The 21,535-nt window shown below is 73.1% G+C and carries 21 protein-coding genes; 10 read left to right on the top strand and 11 right to left on the bottom strand.

Annotated elements, in window-relative coordinates:
• Positions 1-36 precede the first annotated feature (36 nt).
• Positions 37-1,164: a Xaa-Pro peptidase family protein gene (locus tag AB0316_RS04470; RefSeq protein WP_366270789.1), complete on the bottom strand. Its 1,128-nt coding sequence runs from the start codon at positions 1,162-1,164 to the stop codon at positions 37-39.
• 77 nt (positions 1,165-1,241) lie between these two features.
• Here AB0316_RS04470 and AB0316_RS04465 point away from each other — a divergent pair, with 77 nt between their 5' ends.
• The 4 genes from AB0316_RS04465 to AB0316_RS04450 are packed head-to-tail and all read left to right on the top strand — an operon-like array spanning position 1,242 to position 5,540.
• Positions 1,242-2,606 carry a histidine kinase gene (locus AB0316_RS04465; protein ID WP_366270787.1) on the top strand — a complete coding sequence of 455 codons (1,365 nt, stop codon included), beginning with the start codon at positions 1,242-1,244 and terminating at the stop codon, positions 2,604-2,606.
• Positions 2,603-3,367 (top strand): response regulator transcription factor, encoded by a 765-nt coding sequence (locus AB0316_RS04460; protein ID WP_366270785.1) that lies wholly within the window; start codon positions 2,603-2,605, stop codon positions 3,365-3,367. Before AB0316_RS04465 ends, AB0316_RS04460 begins: the two co-directional genes overlap by 4 nt.
• Before the next feature lie 35 nt (positions 3,368-3,402).
• Positions 3,403-4,311 (top strand): ATP-binding cassette domain-containing protein, encoded by a 909-nt coding sequence (locus AB0316_RS04455; RefSeq protein WP_366270783.1) that lies wholly within the window; start codon positions 3,403-3,405, stop codon positions 4,309-4,311.
• Positions 4,308-5,540 (top strand): ABC transporter permease, encoded by a 1,233-nt coding sequence (locus tag AB0316_RS04450; RefSeq protein WP_366270781.1) that lies wholly within the window; start codon positions 4,308-4,310, stop codon positions 5,538-5,540. The genes AB0316_RS04455 and AB0316_RS04450 overlap by 4 nt, the downstream gene beginning before the upstream one ends.
• 347 nt (positions 5,541-5,887) lie before the next feature.
• Here the strand turns inward: AB0316_RS04450 and AB0316_RS04445 are convergent, their stop codons facing one another.
• Positions 5,888-7,075, bottom strand: coding sequence for a citrate/2-methylcitrate synthase (locus AB0316_RS04445; protein ID WP_366270779.1), 1,188 nt, complete (start codon positions 7,073-7,075; stop codon positions 5,888-5,890).
• A gap of 125 nt (positions 7,076-7,200) precedes the next feature.
• On the opposite strand from AB0316_RS04445, the gene AB0316_RS04440 reads away from it, so the two are divergent.
• Positions 7,201-8,373 (top strand): citrate synthase, encoded by a 1,173-nt coding sequence (locus AB0316_RS04440; protein ID WP_366270778.1) that lies wholly within the window; start codon positions 7,201-7,203, stop codon positions 8,371-8,373.
• Between the two features lies 1 nt (position 8,374).
• Here AB0316_RS04440 and AB0316_RS04435 read toward each other — a convergent pair whose 3' ends face one another.
• From AB0316_RS04435 to AB0316_RS04420, 4 genes are read right to left on the bottom strand one after another with little or no spacing between them, the layout of a single operon-like run.
• The gene (locus AB0316_RS04435) at positions 8,375-9,019 is read right to left on the bottom strand and encodes a TrmH family RNA methyltransferase (protein WP_366270776.1); all 645 of its coding nucleotides are present in this window, start codon (positions 9,017-9,019) and stop codon (positions 8,375-8,377) included.
• Positions 9,016-9,774, bottom strand: a complete 759-nt coding sequence (locus AB0316_RS04430; RefSeq protein WP_366270775.1) for an amino acid ABC transporter ATP-binding protein — start codon at positions 9,772-9,774, stop codon at positions 9,016-9,018. The genes AB0316_RS04435 and AB0316_RS04430 overlap by 4 nt, the downstream gene beginning before the upstream one ends.
• Positions 9,771-10,664 carry an amino acid ABC transporter permease gene (locus tag AB0316_RS04425; RefSeq protein ID WP_366270773.1) on the bottom strand — a complete coding sequence of 298 codons (894 nt, stop codon included), beginning with the start codon at positions 10,662-10,664 and terminating at the stop codon, positions 9,771-9,773. The genes AB0316_RS04430 and AB0316_RS04425 overlap by 4 nt, the downstream gene beginning before the upstream one ends.
• Before the next feature lie 14 nt (positions 10,665-10,678).
• Positions 10,679-11,557 carry an ABC transporter substrate-binding protein gene (locus AB0316_RS04420; protein ID WP_366270772.1) on the bottom strand — a complete coding sequence of 293 codons (879 nt, stop codon included), beginning with the start codon at positions 11,555-11,557 and terminating at the stop codon, positions 10,679-10,681.
• A gap of 343 nt (positions 11,558-11,900) precedes the next feature.
• Between AB0316_RS04420 and AB0316_RS04415 the strand changes: the two genes are divergently transcribed.
• Positions 11,901-12,623, top strand: a complete 723-nt coding sequence (locus AB0316_RS04415) for a VTT domain-containing protein (RefSeq protein ID WP_366270771.1) — start codon at positions 11,901-11,903, stop codon at positions 12,621-12,623.
• 4 nt (positions 12,624-12,627) lie between these two features.
• Here the strand turns inward: AB0316_RS04415 and AB0316_RS04410 are convergent, their stop codons facing one another.
• A complete protein-coding gene (locus AB0316_RS04410) occupies positions 12,628-13,359 on the bottom strand; it encodes a LemA family protein (protein WP_366270769.1) in 732 nt (243 codons plus the stop codon).
• A 152-nt stretch (positions 13,360-13,511) separates the two neighbouring features.
• On the opposite strand from AB0316_RS04410, the gene AB0316_RS04405 reads away from it, so the two are divergent.
• The gene (locus tag AB0316_RS04405) at positions 13,512-14,195 is read left to right on the top strand and encodes a hypothetical protein (RefSeq protein WP_366270767.1); all 684 of its coding nucleotides are present in this window, start codon (positions 13,512-13,514) and stop codon (positions 14,193-14,195) included.
• Here AB0316_RS04405 and pyrE read toward each other — a convergent pair.
• A complete protein-coding gene (gene pyrE / locus AB0316_RS04400) occupies positions 14,159-14,722 on the bottom strand; it encodes an orotate phosphoribosyltransferase (protein WP_366270765.1) in 564 nt (187 codons plus the stop codon). The genes AB0316_RS04405 and pyrE overlap by 37 nt on opposite strands.
• A 182-nt stretch (positions 14,723-14,904) precedes the next feature.
• Between pyrE and AB0316_RS04395 the strand changes: the two genes are divergently transcribed.
• From AB0316_RS04395 to AB0316_RS04385, 3 genes are all read left to right on the top strand, one after another.
• Positions 14,905-16,368 carry a right-handed parallel beta-helix repeat-containing protein gene (locus AB0316_RS04395; RefSeq protein WP_366270764.1) on the top strand — a complete coding sequence of 488 codons (1,464 nt, stop codon included), beginning with the start codon at positions 14,905-14,907 and terminating at the stop codon, positions 16,366-16,368.
• A complete protein-coding gene (locus AB0316_RS04390; RefSeq protein ID WP_366270763.1) occupies positions 16,365-16,820 on the top strand; it encodes a hypothetical protein in 456 nt (151 codons plus the stop codon). The genes AB0316_RS04395 and AB0316_RS04390 overlap by 4 nt, the downstream gene beginning before the upstream one ends.
• Positions 16,821-16,898: 78 nt before the next feature.
• Positions 16,899-18,488, top strand: a complete 1,590-nt coding sequence (locus tag AB0316_RS04385; RefSeq protein WP_366270761.1) for a Rieske 2Fe-2S domain-containing protein — start codon at positions 16,899-16,901, stop codon at positions 18,486-18,488.
• 100 nt (positions 18,489-18,588) lie between these two features.
• On the opposite strand, the gene AB0316_RS04380 is transcribed toward AB0316_RS04385, so the two are convergent.
• From AB0316_RS04380 to AB0316_RS04370, 3 genes are read right to left on the bottom strand one after another with little or no spacing between them, the layout of a single operon-like run.
• Positions 18,589-19,332, bottom strand: coding sequence for a sugar transferase (locus tag AB0316_RS04380; protein ID WP_366270759.1), 744 nt, complete (start codon positions 19,330-19,332; stop codon positions 18,589-18,591).
• A complete protein-coding gene (locus AB0316_RS04375) occupies positions 19,227-20,255 on the bottom strand; it encodes a hypothetical protein (protein ID WP_366270757.1) in 1,029 nt (342 codons plus the stop codon). The genes AB0316_RS04380 and AB0316_RS04375 overlap by 106 nt, the downstream gene beginning before the upstream one ends.
• Positions 20,252-21,535, bottom strand: a complete 1,284-nt coding sequence (locus AB0316_RS04370) for an oligosaccharide flippase family protein (RefSeq protein ID WP_366270755.1) — start codon at positions 21,533-21,535, stop codon at positions 20,252-20,254. Before AB0316_RS04370 ends, AB0316_RS04375 begins: the two co-directional genes overlap by 4 nt.

Raw genomic sequence — 21,535 nt, 5'->3', positions numbered from 1 at the left:
TCGCAAAGTGCCCACTCGACGTGTGGAGAGCTCGGGTCAGAGGATGACGAGATCCGTCGGGCGGGTGTTGAAGCGCTCGACGCCGTCCTCGGTCACGGCGACGATGTCCTCGATGCGGGCGCCCCAGCGGCCCGAGAGGTAGACGCCCGGCTCGATGCTGAACGTCATGCCCGGCTCGACCGGCAGGTCGTTGCCCGCGACGATGTAGGGCTCCTCGTGGCCGTCGAGGCCGATGCCGTGGCCGGTGCGGTGGATGAAGTGCTCGGCGAGACCGGCCTCGGCCAGCACCTCTCGCGCGGCCCGGTCGATGGCCTCGCACGTCACACCCGGCCGCACCGCCTCGACGGACGCCTGCTGCGCCGCCTGAAGGGCCGCGTAGGCGGAGGCCACGTCGGGCTCACGGGGTGTGCCCACGGCATACGTCCGCGTGCTGTCCGAGCCGTAGCCGGAGGGCAGCGGTCCGCCGATGTCGACGACGACGACGTCCCCGTCCTCGATGACCCGGTCGCTGACCGAGTGGTGCGGGCTCGCGCCGTTGGGCCCCGACCCGACGATGACGAAATCGGCTGCGGCATGGCCCTCCTCGACGATCGCGGCGCCGATGTCGGCGGCGACCTCGGCCTCGGTGCGACCGGCGCGCAGCCACTGCCCAACCCGCGCGTGCACGCGGTCGATCGCGGCCCCGGCGGCGCGCAGCTCGGCGAGCTCGGCGGCGTCCTTGCGCATCCGCAGCTCGCGCAGCACCGGCCCGGCCAGCTGCTGGTCGGCCGCACCGGCGTCGCGCAGCCGCAGCAGGTGCAGGGCCGGCGTCATGTCCGAGACCGCGAACCGGCCCGAGGGCACCCCACCGAGGGCGAGCGCGTACGGGTCCTCCCCGTCGACCCACGTGCGCACCTCCACGCCCAGCTCCTCGAGCGGCACGTGCCCGAGGCCGGCGTACTCGAGCGCCGGCGAGACGAACACCGGCGCCACGCCGGAGTCGGTCGGCACGACGAGCGCGGTGAGCCGCTCGAAGGAGGAGCCGGCGATCCCCGTGAGGTAGCGCAGGTCGGAGCCCGGGGACACGACGGTCGCCGCCACGCCCGCGGCCCCCGCCTCGGCCCGCAGCCGGTCGAGCCGGGAGCGCATCGTCGTGACGTCGAGAGGAGAGGAGCTGACACCCATGCGCCCGACCGTACCGCCGCGGCCCCTCCCCCTGGCGGGGGATCCGACGCCGGTGGGCAGTCCCTAGGCTGGGCGCCATGGTCGGTGGCCGCGCGGTGGGCGCACGAGTCGCAGAGTGGGCAGGCGTCGACGTCGACTGGGAGCGGGTGCCCGCCGACCCCGCCCGGACCCGGCGCGTCGACGCGTGGCTGGCGCTGGCCTTCCTGCTCGCCGGATCCCTCGGCGTGGAGCTGCTGCGCAGCATCGACGCCCTGGGGACGCAGCGGGACTCGTGGGTGTGGCCGCACGTCGCGGTGGCGATCGGGACCGTGCCGCTGGTGTGGCGTCGGCGCTGGCCGCTGCTCGTGGCCGCCGGGCTCTCCCTCCACCTCTTCGCGTTCGGCATCCTCATGCCGGCGATCGCCGTCTCGATGCCGATGCAGGTGGTCTACTTCTTCGCGCTCTTCACCGGGGTGGCCTGGGCCCGCGACCGGCGGGCCATGCTGGGCGTCGTTCTCGGCGTCGTGCTGCTCATGTTCGGCTGGCTCACCTGGCAGTTCGCGGTCGGCAGCGGCGTCCAGGAGGCGATGAGCCGCGGTGGGCAGCCCCTGACCCGGCACGGCATCTTCAGCCCGGCCGCTGCCTACGTCGTCTACTCGCTGCTCGTCAACGTCGTCTACTTCGGCGGCGCCATCATCGGCGGGCAGGCCGCCTGGCGCGGCGCCCTCCAGCGCGACCGCCTCGCCCAGCAGGCCCGCACCATCGACGAGCAGACCACGAGCCTGCAGCGGCAGGCCGTCGTCGAGGAGCGGCTGCGGATCGCCCGAGAGCTCCACGACGTCGCCGCGCACCACGTCTCGGTGATCGGCATCCAGGCCGCGGCGGCCCGCCGGGTGCTGCGCAAGGACGCCGACGCGGCGGAGCGGGCGCTCAGCTCGGTCGAGACCTCGTCGCGGGATGCCGTCTCGCAGATGCGAGCGCTGCTGGGCACCCTGCGCTCGGGCGACGAGACGCGGACCGACGGGGCACGCGCGCCCGAGCCCCGCCTCACCGACGTCCCGGCCCTGGTGGACGAGGTGTCGGCCGCCGGCCTCCGCGTCGAGTGCCGGGTCGTCGAGGACTGCCCGGGGGCTGTCGCCGCCGTGCCCGACCCGGTCGGCCTCTCCCTCTACCGCACCGTGCAGGAGGCCCTGTCCAACACCCGGCGGCACTCGACCGCCTCGGCCGCGAGCGTGTTCGTCCGCGTCGACCGCCGCCCGGAGCCCGGTTTCGCCCAGGGCTACGCCGAGGTCGAGGTGCTCGACGACGGGCGGCCACGGTCGGGCACGTCCGGCACCGGGCTCGGGCTGCTCGGCGTGCGCGAGCGCCTCGCCGCCCACGGCGGGGTCAGCGAGATCGGCCCCCGGGTGACCGGTGGCTACCGCGTCCGAGTGCGTATGCCGCTGCCGGAGGCGACCTCGTGAGCGCGCCGACCGTCCGCGTCCTCCTCGTCGACGACCACCGCCTGGTGCGCTCGGGGTTCTCGCTCATCCTCTCGGTGGAGGACGACCTCGAGGTCGTCGGTGAGGCCGGCGACGGCGCCGAGGCCGTGCGCCTCTGCCGCGAGCTGCGTCCCGACGTCGTGCTCATGGACGTGCAGATGCCGGTCATGGACGGCATCGAGGCGACACGTCTCATCGCCGCCGAAGGCCACTCGCGCGTCGTGATCCTGACGACCTTCGACCACGACGACTACGTCTTCGCCGGCCTCGCGGCCGGGGCCAGCGGGTTCCTGCTGAAGAACTCGAACGCCGAGGACCTCGTCGAGGCCGTGCGCACCGTGGCCGAGGGACACGCCCTCCTCGCCCCCGAGGTGACCCGCCGGGTCATCGAGCAGCTCGCGCGCGGCACGGCCGGCGAGGTCACCGGAGTGGACGGAACCACTCGCCACCCGGGGCACGACACGGCATACGCAGGCTCGTCGGTGCCGGCGGTGCCCGCAGGACCCGACCGGCGGCTGGCCGAGCTGACCCCACGAGAGCTCGAGGTGCTCGGCCTCGTCGGCCGCGGCCTGTCCAACGCCGAGGTCGCGGTGCGCCTCCACCTCGGTGAGGCCACCGTCAAGACGCACCTGTCCAACGTCTTCGCCAAGCTGCACCTGCGCGACCGGGTGCAGGCGGTCGTGCTCGCCTACGAGGCCGGCCTCATCCTGCCGGGGGAGCTCGACGCTCCCCCGCGCGGCTGATCCGCCGCGCCTGCCCGCGCCCTAGCGTTGCGGGCATGAGGGAGACCAGGAGAGCGACCGCCGACATCGAGCTGCGACACCTGTCGCGGACGTTCGGCGACGTGCCTGCCGTCGACGACATCAGCTTCACCGTGGGGGCCGGCCTGCTCACGGGCTTCGTCGGCGGCAACGGAGCGGGGAAGACGACGACGATGCGCATGCTCATGGGGGTCCTGTCGCCCAGCGGAGGGGAGGTGCTGTGGGACGGGCGGCCCATCACCGCCGCCGACCGGCGCCGGTTCGGCTACATGCCCGAGGAGCGGGGGCTCTACCCGAAGCAGCCCGTCCTCGACCAGCTCGTCTACCTGGGCCGGCTGCGCGGACTGGGCGCGGCAGCCGCCAGGGCATCGGTCACCACGCACCTGGAGCGGCTCGGCCTCGCCGAGCGCGCCCGCGACCACGTCGAGAAGCTGTCCCTCGGCAACCAGCAGCGCGTGCAGATCATCGCGGCGCTCATGGGTCAGCCGCACGCCCTGGTCCTCGACGAGCCGTTCAGCGGCCTCGACCCGGCCGCCGTCGACAACATGGTCGAGCTGCTGCGCGAGCACACCGCCCGTGGCGTGCCGGTCCTCTTCTCCTCCCACCAGCTCGACCTGGTCGAGCGCCTCTGCGAGCGCCTCGTGGTGCTGGCCCGCGGTCGCGTCGTCGCCGACGGTACGCCGGAGGACCTGCGCTCACGGTCGGTCGCCCGCCACCACCTCGTCCTGTCGGGCGACGCCGGCTGGGTGCGCGGCCTCCCGGGCATCCACGCCGTGGACGTCGAGGGCCACCGGGCGCTGCTCGAGGTGCTCGAGCCCGGGGCGGAGCGCCACCTGCTCGAGGAGGCGCTGCGACGCGGCGACGTGCACGAGTTCTCCCGCCAGCGCCCGAGCCTGGCCCAGATCTACCGCGAGGTGACCGCATGACCACCGTCCAGCAGCGCCCCTCCACCGGAAGCGACTCCGGCGCCGGCGTGGTGGAGGCCCCCACCACGCGCATGTGGGCGGTCGTCGCCGCGCGCGAGGTCGTCGTGCGCCTGACCAACCGGGCCTTCCTCGTCTCGACCCTGATCACCCTGGTCTTCATCGCCGGCTACGGCGCCTTCTCGGTGTGGCAGAGCGGACGGACGACCACCTACACGGTGGCGGTCACCGGCACGGACGGCGCCTCCATCGTCGAGCGCGCCGCCACCGCCGCCCACCGCACGGACGATAAGGTCACGGTTCGCGCCACGGCGGTCCCCGGCGAGACGGCGGCTCGTGCCCTCGTCGAGCAGGGCGACGCCGACGTCTGGCTGCACCCGGGTGGTGCGGGCTGGACGCTGACCTCCGAGAGCGACGTCGACGCCACCCTGCGCACCGCTCTGGAGGGCGCCCTGCGCAGCACGGCCCTCGAACGCAACGCGGCCGCGGCCGGCACGAGCGTCACCGCCCTGGAGCAGGGCACGACGCTCACGACGGCCCGCTTCGACGGCGCGACCACCGACAGCGGCTTCGTCAAGGGCGCGACCTTCGCCTTCGCCATCCTCTTCTTCATGGCCGCGATGATGTTCGGCCAGCAGATCGCCGCCAGCGTGGTGGAGGAGAAGCAGTCACGCATCATCGAGATCATCGCCACCGCGATCCCGCTCCGGCAGCTGCTCGCCGGCAAGGTCGTGGGCAACTCGGCCATCGCCCTGGCCCAGGTCGTCCTCTTCTCCGGTGTCGGTCTCGTGGCCGTGTCCTTCACCGACGCCTCGACGCTGCTGCCGAGCCTGTCGAGCGCCGTCGTGTGGTTCGTGCTCTTCTTCGCCGTCGGCTTCTTCGCACTCGCCTGCCTCTACGCCGTGGCGGGGGCGCTCGCCTCGCGCACCGAGGACCTTCAGTCCACGACGGCTCCGATGACGATCGTGATGATGGTCGTCTACATCGCGAGCTTCGGGCTCAGCGGCACCGCTCTCAAGGTGGCCTCGTTCGTGCCGATCGCCTCCGTCGTCTCGATGCCGGGGCGCATCCTGGCCGGCGACGCCGCGTGGTGGGAACCGGCGCTGGCGCTGCTGATCATGGCCGGCTTCTCGGCCGCCACCGTGGTCGTCGGCGAGCGGATCTACCGGCGGTCCCTGATGCAGACGCGGGGCCGGGTCTCGTGGAAGCAGGCACTCACCGCGGCGGACTGACGGAGGGCCGCGCGGACTCGGGTGGTCGCCGTCGGCGAATGGCATTCGTCAGCACCTGTCACGAAATCCACCGGTGTGTGCCGCGGCCTCGCCGGCGGCGTTTGCCGGACCTTGACGTGCCCTTGTGCAGTTCTTAACCGCAGCCCATCGCGCGCCGGCGTGATCGGGCCTACCGTGGACATGACGTTCGGAGGGCTCCGGGCGACGACACCAGCGACCGGTGCTCCCCTGGTCGCGCCGAGCAGGCCCCGGCACCCGGATGCGTCGGGGCCTGCTCGATGCCCAAATGGCGCCAAGGGGCGACCGGCGGGCCAGGCGGCGCCACGCGCCGTCTTTGCGGTCCGCTCTCAGGCGGGCAGCGGCGTACGCGCCTCCGCCGGCACCGGCTGGGGCGGCGGTGGCCCGACGTAGCGGGCGGCGGGGCGGATGATCTTCGGGTCACGCGCCTGCTCGAGGATGTTGGCCGTCCAGCCGACGGCACGCGCCACGCAGAAGGTGGGCGTGAACATGCTCGGCTCGAGGCCGGCGAGGCGCATCACGACGCCGGCGTAGTACTCGACGTTGGCGTAGAGCGGCCGGTCGGGTTTGAGCTCGGCCAGCACGCGCTCGATCGTCGTCTCGACCCCGACCGCGAAGTCGACGAGCGGGTCGTCCCAGCCCCGCGCGACCGCCTTGAGCATCTCCGAGCGCGGGTCGTGGGTGCGGTAGACGGCGTGGCCGAACCCCATGATGCGGGCGCCCCGGGCGACCTGCTCGCGCACCCACGGCTCGGCCCGGTCCGGTGTCCCGATCTCCTCGAGCGCTTCGAGCGCCCGGCTCGGGGCTCCGCCGTGCTTGGGCCCGGAGAAGGACCCTATGGCGCCGACGAGGCACGCCGCCAGGTCGGCCCCGGTGCTGGCGATGACGCGGGCGGTGAACGTCGAGGCGTTGAAGCCGTGGTCCATCGTGGCGACGAGGTACTGCTCGACGGCGCGCGCATCGCGCTCGGCGGGCAGCCGCCCGGTGACCATGCGCAGGTAGTCGGTGGCGTGCGGCAGGTCCGGGTCGGCCGGCACCGGCTCGAGTCCGGCCCTCAGCCGGGAGGCCGTCGCGAGGATCGTCGGCGTGACCGCGACCGCCGCCAGGGCCGAGGCCAGCCGCTCCTCCTCGTCGGCGTCGTAGAGCGGACGCTGACCGGTGATGCCGCCCCACGCGGACAGGGCGGTGCGCAGAACCTGCAGCGAGTCACCGGTCGTCGCGCAGATCGCCGGCAGCAGGTCGGCGAGGGCGGCCGGCAGCACCCGAAGCCGCCCCGCCGTCTCGCGCAGGGCGTCGAGCTCGGTGGCGGAGGGCAGGCGCCCGTGGAAGAGCAGGTGCCAGGCCTGCTCGAAGCCGACCTTCTCGGCCAGCTCGACGGCCGAGTACTGCCGGTAGTGGAAGAAGCCCTCGTCGCCGCGGACGTCGCCGATCTCGGTGTCTGTGACGACGACCTTTGCGAGCCCGCGCGGGACGAGGACGAAGCCGGTGGGCGTCGGGGCGGGTGAGCTGCTGGACATGGTGTGCTCCTCTCGGGTTCACTCTCACCCTGACGATGTTGATCAACGTCGTCAATGTTGATCCAGTCAACCGTTGACCGGGTCAACACGGATGGCGCCGACGGCGCCCAGCGCGAGGAGGTCACGTGGCCACGCCAGCCGGCTCCTGGATCACGACGACCGAGGCGGCCCAGCGTCTCGGCGTCAAACGGTCCACGCTCTACGCCTACGTCAGCCGCGGCCTGCTGCGCAGCGAGCGCCGGCCGGGCCAGCAGGAGAGCCTCTTCGACCGGGCGCAGATCGACGCGATGGCGACCTCGACCCGACCTCCGGGCGGTCCGCCGCCGGTGCTGCGCTTCCGCAGCATCGCGACGACGGTGAGCAGCCAGGCCGAGGGCGAGCTCTTCTACCGCGGGCGGTCCCTCGTCGAGGTGGTCGCCCTCGACTCCCTCGAGCTCGCCGCTGCTGTCGTGCTCGACACGACACCGCCCGCGAGCGCCGGGCCCCTGCCTGCCGCCGTAACGCTCGACCTCGGGCGCCTCCCCCTCCCCCGGCGTATGCCGGTGGCCGTTCAGCTGCTCGCGGCCGCCGACCCGTTCGCCGGGGACACCGACCCCGAGCGGGTGCGTGCCGCCGCGGTCCCGACCCTGCGGACCGCGCTCCTCCTGCTCGCCGGCGCGATCCCGGGCCACCCGGCCTACGGCGACGACCTGGCGGCGCTCGCGCTCGCGGCGCTGGGCGGCCGGCCCGACGAGCCGGGCGACGTCGAGGTGCTGCGTGTGCTGCTCGTGGCGCTGCTCGACCACGGCCTCACGGCCTCGACCGTCGCCGCCCGGGTGGCCGCCTCGACGCGCGCCGGCCTGCCCGACTGCCTCTGCGCCGCGTACGCCGCGATGTCCGGCCCGCTCCACGGCGCCGCCCCGGTCGCCGCCCACGCGCTGCTCACCGACGGCCCAGACCCGGCGACGCTCGTGGCCCGGGCGCTGCGGTCGGGCGGCTCGGTGGCCGGCTTCGGGCACTTCCTCTACCCCGACGGCGACCCTCGCGCGGACGTGGTGCTCGAGGCGCTGTGGCGCCGGCCGGGCACGGCGGATTTGCGACAGCGCGTCGAGTCCCTCTCCGCGCTGGTGTCGCAGCGCACGGGCACGCTACCCAACGTCGACCTCGCGAGCGCTGCCGTGCTGCACGCTCTGGGCCTGCCTGCCGAGTCCGGCGAGGCGGTCTTCCAGATCGCGCGGTCCGTCGGCGTCGCCGCTCACGTCGTGGAGGAGTACGCCGAGGAGCCGTTGCGCTGGCGCGGTCGCGACCCGCAGGGGTGAGCTACACCGGCTGGTCGAAGACGTGCCGGCGCACCCACGCGTGCATCGCCACGGCGGCCGCCGCTCCGGCGTTGATCGAGCGGGTCGAGCCGAACTGCTCGATGTGCAGCACCGCCTCGCACTCCGCGCGCATCTCCTCCGACAGGCCCGGCCCCTCCTGGCCGAAGACGAGCACGCAGCGCCGGGGCAGCTCGAACGTCTCGAGGGGCACCGAGCCGGGCAGGTTGTCCACGCCGAGCAGCACCAGTCCCTCGGCGGCCGCCCACCGCGCGAGCGCGGCCGCGTCCGGGTGGTGGTGCTCGTGCTGGTAGCGGTCGGTGACCATGGCGCCGCGCCGGTTCCAGCGGCGGCGACCGACGATGTGGAAGGCCGCGGCCCCCATCGCGTTGGCGGTGCGGATCACCGAGCCGATGTTGAAGTCGTGGCCCCAGTTCTCGACGGCGACGTGGAAGTCGTGCCGCCGCGTGTCGAGGTCGGCCACGATGGCCTCGTGGCGCCAGTAGCGGTAGGCGTCGACGACGTTGCGGCGGTCACCGTGCTCGAGCAGCTCGGGGTCCCACTGCTCCCCCTCCGGCCAGGGCCCCTGCCACGGGCCGACACCGACCTCCTCCGCAGGACCGGCGGGCACGTCGTCCCGGCCGGTCACGAGACCAGGCGCGAGAGGAACTGCCGCGTGCGGGCCTCGCGGGGCGCGCCGAGCACCTCCGACGGCGGGCCCTGCTCGAGCACGCGGCCGCCGTCGAGGAAGCAGACCGTGTCGGCGACGTTGCGGGCGAAGCCCATCTCGTGCGTCGACAGGATCATCGTCATGCCCTCCTCGCGCAGCTCGCGGAGCAGGTCGAGCACCTCGCCGACGAGCTCGGGGTCGAGGGCGCTCGTCACCTCGTCGAGCAGCAGCAGCTGCGGGGAGTTGACCATCGCCCGGGCGATGGCGACGCGCTGCTGCTGACCGCCGGACAGGTCGTCGGGTCGGGCTCGGGCCTTCTCCGCGAGGCCGACCCGCTCGAGCATTCCCATGGCGCGACGCTCGGCCTCGGCCCGCGGGACCCGGTGGACGCGGCGCGGGGCCAATGTGACGTTGTCGAGCACGGTGAGGTGCGGAAAGAGGTTGTAGGACTGGAAGACGATGCCGGTGCGTGCCCGGACCTCGTCCGCGTCGACGCGCGGATCGGTGATGTCGACCCCGGCCAGGGAGATGACACCGTCGTCGACCTGTTCCAGCAGGTTGATGCAGCGCAGCAGGGTCGACTTGCCCGAGCCGGAGGCGCCGATGAGCACGACGCACTCGCCGGGCTGCACGTCGAGGTGGACGTCGTCGAGCACGACGTTGTCGCCGAAACTCTTGCGCACGCCGTGCACCGACAGCAGCGGCGCGCCCAGTGCGGCGGTGCCCGCGCTCACAGGGTGCCCCCCGCCCCGTGCCAGCCCTGCTTGCGGGCGACGTGGTCGGTCAGCCGGGCCATCGGGATGGTCAGGCAGAGGAAGAGGACACCCGCCACGACGTACGGGGTGTAGTTGAAGTCGGTCGCCGTCTCGATCTGCGCTGCGCGGATCGCGTCGGTGGCGCCGAGCACGGCGATCAGGCCCGAGTCCTTCTGCAGCGACACGAAGTCGTTCATCAGCGGCGGGGTCACCCGGCGCACGGCCTGCGGCAGCACCACGTGCCGCAGCGTCTGCCCGTGCGACAGGCCCAGGGCCCGCGCCGCCGCCCGCTGGGAGGGGTGCACCGACTCGATGCCGGCGCGGAACACCTCGGCGACGTAGGCCGAGTAGGACAGGACGATCGCCACCGCACCCCAGAAGGCCAGCTCGGTGGGCACGTTCGGCAGGCGCAGCGCCGGCACCCCGAGCCCGAGCAGGAGCAGCAGGAGCAGCAGCGGCAGCCCCCGGAACAGGTCGACGTAGACCGTCGCGAGCAGCCGCAGCGGGAAGAAGATCGGGCCGCGCAGGGTGCGCATGACCGCCAGCGTCAGCCCGAGGACGAGGATCGAGACCCCGCAGATGAGCATGAGGCGGATGTTGAGCCACAGCCCCTTGAGCACCGCCGGGAACGACGAGACGGCCTTGTCCCAGCTGAAGAAGGTCTCCTGCACCCGCGGCCAGCCCTGCGAGTGCGTGATGAGCCAGGCGAGCACCCCGAGCACGACGACGGTGCTGACGGCCGACAGCGCCGCGGACCGGACCGTGCGCGACCGCCGGAACTCCCGGCGCTGGACCTCGACCGCAGACGGGGACCAGGCACGGTCACCGGCGGCAGAGGTCGCGGGCACGCTCGAGGGAGGTGCCGGCATACCCGGGGAGCTCGTCACTTCAGCTCGGGCGCGCCCGCGCCGGCGAGGTACTGCTTCTGCAGCTTCTCGAGGGTGCCGTCGGCACGCAGCGCGTCGACGGCCTTGGACACGCACGGCGTGAGCGCGGAGTCCTTGTCGAGGACGGCACCGAACTGCTCGGGCGTGCCGCCCGCGGCCGGGAGCTGCCCGACGATGACGCCGTCGTCGAGCTGCGCGGCGGTCATGTAGAAGGCCGTCGGCACGTCGACGACGATGCCGTCGATCTGCTTGTTCTTCAGGGCCTGGACGGCGACGTCGTTGGTGTCGAAGACCTTCGGGTCGTTGCTCGGCTGGATCTGGTCCTTGATCGCGGTGTACGACGTCGAACCCACCTGCGCACCGAGGTCGGCCGACTTGAGGTCGGCCACCGAGGTCTTGCCGTCGATGGGGCTGCCCTTGTAGGTCACCACGGCCTGGCGCACGTCGTAGTAGCCGGAGCTGAAGTCGACGGCCTTGCGGCGGTCCTGGGAGATGGAGACCTGGTTGACGTCGAGGTCGAAGCTCTTGGGTGCCGGTGAGATGGCGGTGTTGAAGGGCACGACGACCCACTTGACCTCGCTCTTGGCGAAGCCGAGCTTCTCCGCGACGGCGTACGCCACGGCCGACTCGTAGCCCTTGCCGTTGCTGGGGTCGTCACCGCTGAACCACGGCTCGTAAGCCGGCTTGTCGGTGCCGACGGTCAGGGTCCCCGGCGAGACGAGCTTGAGGGAGGCCTTCGCGCAGGAGCTCGCCCCTACCGTCCCCGTGCCGGCGGGCGCACCGCTCGCGGCGTCGGGCGTGGCGGAGCCGCACGCGCCGAGCGCGGCGACCGCGAGCGCGGCGACGGAGGCGAGGGCAAGGCGGGGACGAGGCATGAGGGGCTCCTGCGGACAGACCGGTTGCGACGGGCAGAGTCTACGAACTGGCCCCACGCGGTCTACGGCGGTCCGTCATCCGGTCAGGAGGAGACCCGGCTCGGCGCCGCCGCGCCGCCGGTCTCTGCCGGCGGTCGCGGCCCCGATGCTCCGGCGCCGCCGGGCTCCTCCCTCGCTCCCACCCCCATCGTGGGCCGGTTGGGCCACCGGACAAAAGGGACGCGGCCCCATCGAGACGGTCTCGAGACGTTCTCGAGACCGGACCGAGACCCATCGGGACTGCACAGGTGGCTCACGGCGGAGGATGCCGTCGCACCCGGGCACACCGCCTACCCTGTGACCCATGCACGCTCTTGCCGCCCTGCCGGCCGCCGTCACCGCCCTCGGCCCGAAGTGGATGGACCCGACCTACCTGCTGCATCAGTACGGCAGCGCGTTCTTCGTGATCGCCCTCGTCATCGTCTTCATCGAGTGCGGGCTGCTCTTCCCGATCCTGCCCGGCGACTCGCTGCTCTTCGCCGTCGGCCTGTTCATCGCGACCGGCCAGATCGACATCAACCTGGGGCTGGCCATGGGCGGGCTCGCCATCGCGGCCTTCCTCGGCAACGTCGTCGGCTACGAGATCGGCCGAGGCGTCGGGCGGCCGCTCTACAAGCGGCAGGGGCGCTTCATCAACACCGCCAACTTCGACAAGACCAACGCGTTCTTCGACAGGTACGGCAGCCGCGCCCTCGTGCTCGGGCGTTTCGTGCCCATCGTGCGCACCTTCATCACGGTCGTGGCCGGCATCGGCCGCATGCACCGCCAGCGCTTCTTCGGCTGGAGCGCCGTCGGCGCCGTGGCCTGGGTCGTGCTCGTGACGCTGCTCGGCTACTTCCTCGGCCAGATCTTCCCGGGCCTGACGAAGAACATCGAGTACGCGATCCTGCTCGTCGTCGTCGTCTCCGTGCTGCCGATGGTGTTCGAGTTCCTCAAGCACCGCCGTGAGCCGCAGGCCCGCGCGGCCGAGGGCGTCGAGACGCCCGGCGAGGTCGGCGACACCGTCTCGCGCCCCGAGCGCGGCTGAGCTCTCAGGCGTTCGGCGTGCCGGAGTCGCGGGTCGGGTCCGGCTGCGCCGCGCCGGGGGCCTGAGCCTGCGGCAGCGCGCCGGGTGCCGCACCCGGCTGGGTGGAGGGCCCGCCCACGGCGCCCGGCTGGGTCGAGGGCGCCACGCCGGGGGCTCCCTGGGGGCCCTGGCCGAGCGTGTCGCCGAAGGAGACGTTGGGCACGACCGCCTCGGTCGCCGGGGCCTCGAAGTACTCGGCCCGCTTCACGCCCGCCATGTTGGCGACGATGTTGGAGGGCACTGACTCGACCTTGGTGTTGAGGTCGCGCACGAGCGCGTTGTAGTAGCGCCGTGAGCTCGCGATGCGGTCCTCGGTGCTCGTCAGCTCCTGCTGGAGGGCGAGGAAGTTCTGGTTGGCCTTGAGGTCGGGGTAGGCCTCGGCGACCGCCATGAGCCGGCCGAGCGCCTGGCTCAGCTGCCCCTCGGCCTGCGCGGCAGCCGCCGGCGTCGCGGCGCCGGACATCGCGGCGGACCGGGCCTGCATGACCTCCTCGAGGGTGCCCCGCTCGTGGGAGGCGTAGCCCTTGACCGTCTCGACGAGGTTGGGGATCAGGTCGTGCCGGCGCTTGAGCTCGACGTCGATCTGGCGCCAGCCCTCCTCGACCTTGTTGCGCAGGCCGATCAGGCCGTTGTACGTGACGACGCCCACGATCGCGGCTAGCACGACGAGGCCGATCAGGATCCAGACGATGATCATGGGTTCTCCCGAGAATCTGGGCGGTCAGTGTGCCGATCCTAGTGCGGGGGTCGCTCTCGGACCGGGCCGTCGGTGCGACGGTGGGGGCGGTTGACCGGTTCCTGGGACCGACCCTCCGATCGGTGTCGGCGCCCACGCTTAGCGTGGGAGGCATGTCACCGCCGGCACCGGCCCAGAACCGCGTCACCCCTCTCGGCGAGGTCGTCGCGGCGGCCGGGCGCGGCGCCTGGACGGGCAACCGGGGGCGGCTGCACGAGGGGTCCGGCAGCCGGGAGGTGCGGCGCCACCACGTCGGCCGGGCGTGGATCACGTGCGCGCTGGCCTTCCGCGACCGCCGGGTGCGCCAGTGGGACCCCGCGCACTACACCCCGCTCTTCTTCCTCGACGAAGCCGTCTCCCTTGCGGCCGGTCACCGGCCGTGCGCGGAGTGCCGCCGCCCGGCCTACACGGCCTTCCGCGACGTCGTGGCGCGGGCGGCCGACGTCGAGCACCTGAGCGCGCCCGAGCTCGACCGGCTGCTCCACGACGAGCGCTGGGACGGCCCGCGGCGCACCCGCCGGCTGCACGCGTACGCGTGGGCCGACCTGCCCGACGGCGCGTTCGTGCTCCTCGACGACGGGCCGGCCGTCGTGGCCGGTGCGCGGCTCGTGCCGTGGCAGCCGGACAACACGTATGCCGTGCGCCCCGTGCCGCGGCCCGGCACCGGCCGTGCGCGGATCGTCACGCCGCCCTCGGTCGTGGCGGCTCTGCTGCTCGGCCTGCCCGTGCAGGTGGGCCGGCCGAGTCCGGTCGGCCGGGCTCAGGCCAGGCCGAGCTCCTCGAGCGAGAAGGCGTAGCGGTACTCCACGCCGGCCTCGGCCGTGATCCGCTCGCCGGCACCTGTCGCGCGGTCGGCGATGGTGGCGACGGCGACGACCTCGGCGCCGTCCTCGCGCACCGCCTCGACGGCCGCCAGCGGCGAGGCGCCGGTGGTCGTCGTGTCCTCGACGACCAGGACCCGACGGCCCTTGATCGACGGGCCCTCGATGCGCTGCTGGAGCCCGTGCGCCTTGCCGGCCTTGCGCACGACGAAGGCGTCGAGGCGCTCCCCGGCCGCCGCGGCCGCGTGCAGCATCGAGGTCGCGACCGGGTCGGCGCCGAGCGTCAGGCCACCGACGGCGGCATACGACAGGTCCTTGGTCAGCTCGCGCATGACGATGCCGACGAGCGGGGCCGCCTCGCCGCCGAGGGAGATGCGGCGCAGGTCGACGTAGTAGTCGGCTTCCTTGCCGGAGCTGAGCGTCACGCGACCGTGGACGATCGCCTTGTCCTTGATGATCTCGAGCAGTCGGGCACGGGCGGCACTGGCATCGGTGTGGGTCACGAGGCTCCATCGTAGGGCGCCGAGCCGGTGCCGGTGGGCCGGCGCCCGAGCGGTGGGCGGGTCGTCGTAGGCCGCAGCCTCCTGCAATCGGCGTAGTCGCCCTCGGCCGGCCGGTGGAAGTCAGGGCGCGACACCGCTGCCGACACTGGAGGGGCAAGCCCTGCAGGCTGGAAGGACGAGTCATGGCTCCACCAAGCACCAACGGGCGGCGGGCATCGCTCACCGCCGGCATCCTCCTCGCCGGGCTGGGCCTCGCCGCCGGCCCGGTCGGATCGGCGGCCGGGGCCGCCACCTACCTCTACGTGGGCGGCAGCGGCTGCTCCGACTCCGGTTCCGGCACGGCCGCGGTGCCCTTCTGCACCATCGCCAAGGCCGCCAAGGTGGCCCTCGCGGGGCAGACCGTCCTGGTGTCGTCGGGCACCTACACCGACGAGGTCTTCCCCTGGCACTCCGGCACGTCCAGCGCCCCCATCACGTTCCAGCCCGCACCGGGCGCGTCCGTGACGATCTCGGGAGCCATACACGGCTTCACGATCTCGAACCAGAGCTGGATCACCGTGTCGGGCTTCACCGTGCAGAACTCCACGAGCAACGCGTTCTACGTCTACAACGCCACCGGGATCCGGCTGTCGGGCAACACGGCTCGCGGGTCAGGGCAGCGGGTCAACGGCTCCACGGCATACGGCATGTACCTCAACGCCATGACCAGCTCGGTCGTGACGGGCAACCTCGTGACCGACAACTCCGCGTCGGGCATCTACCTGACGAACGGGTCCACGGGCAACCAGGTCACCGGCAACGAGAGCTCGTGGAACGCGTACGGCTACGTGCGCAACGCCGTGGGCATCGACCTGCGCGCCCCGGGCAACGTCGTCAGCGGCAACCGGGTGCACGACAACGAGGACTCGGGCATCCAGTCCTACCCCGGCGGGGACGGCAACACGATCGTGGACAACGTGAGCTACCACAACAAGGGGTTCACCACCGTCGCCCTCACCAACTGCAACGCGCCGAGCAGCGGCAACACCTCGGGGTGCATCACCGGCGACCACGGCATCGACGACTACGGCGTCACGGGCAGCTCGGTCGTGGGCAACACCGTCTACGACAACGTCAGCGCCGGCATCAACCTCGAGGGCGTGCCGTCCGGGACCTCGAGCGGCTTCACCTTCGCCGACAACGTCTCCGTCGACAACGGGGTCAACTGCCCCGACGGGGCCGGCGGCACGGTCAAGTGCCCGCGAACGAGGGGCAACCTGCGCGTCGACGGCACCTCGCAGCTCGGCACCACCCTCGACCACGACCTCGTGAACCTCACCGTCAGCGGCGGCACCATGATGGTCTGGGGGTCGACCTCCTACACCTCGCTCGCCGCATTCCAGAGCGCCAGCGGCCAGGAGCCTCACGGCCTGCAGGCCGACCCGCGCTGGACCAGCCCGTCGCAGGGTGTCTTCACCTTGCGGGCCGGGTCCCCCGCCATCGACTCGGCGAACTCCAGTGCTCCCGGCCAGCCGACCCTCGACGCCGCGTCGAAGCCACGGGTCGACGACCCGAGCACCCCGAACACCGGAGTGGGCGTGCGCAGCTATGACGACCGCGGCGCCTACGAGTACCAACCGACGACAGCGAGCGGGGCGACACCATGACCACCACCACGAGCTCCACCCGCCGCCGGCAGCTGCTGCTCGGCATCGGCCTCACCCTCGTCGTGGCCCTGGGGTCCGCCCTGGCCGCCGCCGGCGCGTCACGCGGGGGCGCCGCCCCCTCGACGGGGCCTGCCACCAGGCCCGACTGCGTGGCCGTCGGGACACTCGTCGCGGCGGCGACGACGGTCACCGACGGAGCACGGCGTGGAGTCCCAGCAGCGACCGCCCGGGCCCACGTCGACGCCGCCCGGGGCCGGGCCGCCGAGGTGGCGCGGACGACGGCCTCGGACGACGCCCGTGAGATGGCGCAGAACCTCGCGGACGACCTGGCCGCCTACCGCGTCGCCGTCACCGTCGGCTCGCCGTCGGACCGCTCGTCGGACCGCGCCTCGGGCAGCCTGGCGGCCGTCACCGAGCACGTGACGGCCCTGCGCCACCTCTGCGGCCGCTGAGCTCTCCGTCAAACGACGTAGGCCTGCGTCAGCCCCGTGTCGGTTCCCGGCGCGGGGCTGACGGCGGATCGTCGAGGGATGAACGGACCACTCGTCACCTCCCTCGGCCACGCCGGACTGCGGATCGACGCGCCGGGCGTGCGGATGCTCTGCGACCCCTGGATGTCACCGGGTGGCGCCTTCCTCGCCTCCTGGTTCCCGTTCCCGGACAACGCCCACGTGCGCACCCCGCGGATGCTCGACGCCGACTGGGTCGCGATCTCCCACGAGCACCTCGACCACCTCGATCTGCCGCTCCTGCAACGACTCTCGCCGTCCACGCGCCTGGTCATCCCGCGCTACCCCTCGCGGGAGATGCGCAACCGCATCGCCGGGGCCGGCATCCGCAACGTCGTCATCGAGCTCGACGCCTGGGAGCGCTTCCCGCTCGACGACCGCGGCGACTGGGTCACGGTCATCCCCGAGCTCAGCCCGATGTGCCACGACGCGGCCATCCTCGTCTTCGTCGACGGCCACGCCGTGCTGCACACCAACGACGCGCGCCTCAGCGTCAGCCAGCTGCGCCGCGCCGCCGAGGAGGTCGACCGCCCGATCGACGTCATGGGCGTGCAGATGTCGGGCGCCTCCTGGCACCCGATCTGCTACGACTACCCACCCGAGGTCATCGAGCGCATCAGCGCCGAGAAGCGCCTGGGCAAGTTCCGGGCCGTGACGCGGCTGCTCCGCTCGGCGCCCCCGAAGATCGTCATGCCGTATGCCGGGCCGCCCGCCTTCCTCGACCCCGCTGTCTCGCAGCACAACCCGACGGCGGAGCACCCGGGGATCTTCCCGCACCAGGGCCAGGCCCTCGACTTCCTCAGGGAGCGCCTGCCCGCCCAGACCTCGCTCGTCCTGCTCCCGGGCGACCGGCTGGACGCCGGGACGGGTGAGGTCGAGCGCGACCCGATGTGGGCCGACTTCTCCTTCGACGACACCTCCGACTACCTGCGGGCGTATGCGCAGCGCCGGGCTCCCGAGATCGCCGCGGTCCACGCCGCGCTGCCCGACCCCGGACCCGAGAGCCGGCTCGCCGAGCGCTTCCGCGAGCACTTCCTGAGCCTCGGCGCGCTCTCCGACTACTTCCTGCGGCGGATCGGCATGACGGTGCGCTTCGAGGTGCTCGGCCGCGCCGGGGGCACGTGGGACGTGCGCCTGGGGCCCGACACGACGGAGGTCGACCTCACCCCGAGCGACCGGACGCCGGGCTACCACCTGACCGTCGAGGCGCGCTGGCTGGACGCGGTCCTCACCGGGCGGATCCGTTGGGAGGACCTCTTCCTCTCCCTGCGCATCCGCGCCAGCCGCGAGCCCGATGTCTACAACGACTACCTCGTCGGCCTGCTCAAGCACGCCGACCAGGACGCGCTCGAGGCGGTCGAGGACTACGAGACCCACCGCGACCCCGCGGAGACCGTGGTGCTCAGCGAGGGCGAGAGGGAGTACGTCGTGAGCCGCTACTGCCCGCACGCGGGCGAGGACCTGCAGTACGGCGGCATCATCCACGACGGGAAGCTGCGCTGCCTCGGCCACAACTTCGAGTTCGACCTCGAGACGGGGGCGTGCCTCAACGCCCGGTGCGACCCGCTCGCGGTGAGCCGCGAGGCCGCGACCGCCCGGACGGCGCCCTGAGCTCACGCCGTGCCCGGACATCTCGACGGCGGGAGAGTCCCGGCGACGAAGACCCCGGTGGCCCACGGGCCACCGGGGTCCTCCCGGGAGGGGGACCGGGCTATTGGGGCCGCAGCAGGTAGACGGCCGTCTGCAGCAGCACGACGAGCGTGCGGCGCAGCGTCGGGTCGCGCAGGTAGGTGGCGTCGAGCTCGACGCGGCGCGGCACGATCTCCTCGAGGTACCACCGCTGGGGGTCGACGGGCGCACTGCCTGCAGCCCGCAGGTCGAGGACGCGCGCGTCGCGCAGGCGGATCTGCGCCGGGCCGGTGAGGCCGGGCGTGTGCTCCAGGACCCACCGGCAGCGGGCCGGGTAGCCGTCGGCCAGCGCGACCGTCTCGGGTCGCGGGCCGACCAGCGTCATCTCGCCGCGGAGCACGTTGAGCAGCTGGGGCAGCTCGTCGAGGGAGGTGCGCCGCAGCACGGACCCGACGGGCGTGACACGGGGGTCGCTGCGCATGGTGATGTCGAGGCCGGGGCCGCCGGTCGTCATGGTCCGCAGCTTCAGGATGGTGAAGGGCCGGCGCCCGGCCCCCAGGCGCTGCTGGCGGAACAGCACGGGGCCGGAGCTCGTCGCCCGGATGGCTGCCGCGGCCACGAGCAGGATCGGCGCGGTGAGCACGAGCGCGAGCGCGGAGACAACGACGTCGAGGGACCGGCGGGCGCGGCTGACGTCGGCGCCGACGATCCGGCTCCGGCTCAGCCGGTCCCGGCCGCGACGAGGACGACGTCGAACTGCTGCGTCACCTCCGGCACGTCGTGTGCCCGATCCACCTGGTAGAGGGACGGCGTCATGTGTGTCCACAGCCGTGCTCCTTCCTTCCGCCTCTGTTGCAGGGCACGGGTCAGCGCGTTCGGGGCGCCCCCGGGGTCGGTGAGCGTGTAGACCTGGCCCTTGTACTGCTGGGCCCACGTCCAGATGTCGACCGCCTTGGCACCCGCGGCGAGGGGGATGTCGACGTAGGTGTGCACGTCGGCCTGGGCGGTGGCCTCACCTCCGGTGTAGGGGCCCGGGTGGGCCAGCGCCTTGCGCGCCTGGAGGGTGACCCGGCTCCCCCACCGTCGCACGGCCTCGCGCCAGCACTGGCGCATGGCCTCGTCACGCGAGGTCCCCTGGGCTACATACCAGCTGTCGTCCTGCAGGCCCGGGCTGAGGTCGATCACGTCGACACCGGTCGACGCGTACGCGTCCACGGCGGCGATGGTCGCGCCCGGGTTGGCGCTCTGCGCGTCGGCGCCGCACATGCGCATCGTCGGGGTCGACGTCGGCAGCCAGGACAGGCAGCCCAGCTCGGGCACGACGACGTCGATGAGCACCTTGGTCCCCGGGGACGCGGCGTGGATGTCGTGGACGGCCTGACGCAGCAGGGCCAAGGCCTGCTCGGACGTGGTGCCGTCGTGGTAGCCGAGCTCGTCGGCCACCTTGATGCCCGCCACTCCCGGCTGCCGGGCGAGCCCCAGCGCCGCGCCGACGACCTGGCGGTAGCGCGCGTCCCCGGCCAGGTACGCCTTGACGAAGTCCGACTCGATCCACACCCCCGTGCCCCTGGCCCGGAGCTCCTTGACCAGCTCGACGTACTTGCCGGCGGTGGGCGCACGCGCGGCGACGACGGCGGGCTCGGGAGGCGTGCTGCTCGAGGGCGCTGAGCCCTGCGGCGAGCCGCTGCAACCCGCCACGAGGAGGGTCGCCGCGAGGGACAGTGCGGCCCCGGCGCGACGCCGACTCATGACGCACCGGCGAGGAGACGTCGCACGACCAGCACCGTGCCGAGGTCGGTGACGAGGTAGGCGACGGCACTCGCCGACGCGGCCCCGATGACCTCGAACCTCGGGATGAGCAGGAAGTCGAGCACGAGCGTGGCCACCAGCCCTCCTGCCTGCAGCAACGAGTTCGTCCCCGGCCGCCGGGTCCCGAGCAGGTAGCCGCTCGCCAGGCCGCCGGCAGGTGAGGCGACCAGCCCGACGGAGATGATCGCGGCCGGCACCACGGCGGTGACGAACTCCTGACCGTAGAGGAGCGGCAGGAGCGGCCGGGCGGCCAGGGCCAGCACGACCGCGCCCACGACGCCGAGACCGGCCAGCCACGGCAGCTGCCGGCGCATCAACGGCACGGAGCCCTCCGGGCCGAGGCGGGCGATCCGCGGGTAGCTGACCCACGTCACGGCGAGCGCCGGGAGCTTGACCAGCTCCGCGAACTTCGAGGCCACGGCATACACCCCCAACGGTGCCGCCCCGGCCAGCGAGCCGAGGACGAGGAAGTCGAGACGCAGGTTGAGCAGGTTGACCACGCCGCCCACCTGGCCGAGCAGCCCGAACGACACGACGGAGCGGGCGAGCTCCCGGTCGGGCCGGCCGGTCAGGCGCATCCCCCGAGAATGCACCTGGCGCGTCAGCCTGACCCACCCGGCGACGGCGACCAGGACGTCCGCCGCGATCAGCACGACCACGAGGAGCAGCGGACCGCGCAGGCCCAGCAGGTAGGCGACGCCGAACGCGGGGAGGAAGGCCGCCTCCTCGGACGCCGTGACGACGTTGGAGCCCCTCCGGTCGTCGAGGCCCTGCAGGCTCGCCTTGACGACCGCCACCGGCAGCTGGGTGCCGACGCTGACCCCGGCCAGGAGCATCACGAGCGTGGTGGTCGTCGGCAGGAGCACCGCGTGGATCGCCGGGAGCAGCACCAGCCACGCCGCGGTCCCGAGGGCGATGCCCGCCGCGAGCAGCGCGAGGATCGTCGGCCACAGCCTGGGCTCGGTGGAGCGCGGGCCGGCGAGGAAGTAGCCCATCGCCCCGGGCAGGCCGCAGGCGGCGAGCACTCCTACGAGGCCGGGGACGACGCGCAGCAGGGCCAGGATGCCGACGTCCTCGGCGCCGCCGGTGCGCGCGACGACGATCGTGCCGAGCCCCAGCGCGACCACCGCGACGAGGCGGGCCGTGATGTTGTCGAGGACGGCGCGCCCGGGCAGGCGGAGCCGGCGCGGACGGCGGACGGTGTCGGAACGGACGAACAC

Source organism: Terrabacter sp. NPDC080008 (assembly GCF_040702505.1).
Classification (GTDB): domain Bacteria; phylum Actinomycetota; class Actinomycetes; order Actinomycetales; family Dermatophilaceae; genus Terrabacter.
This window is presented reverse-complemented; position numbering and strand designations above follow the sequence as displayed.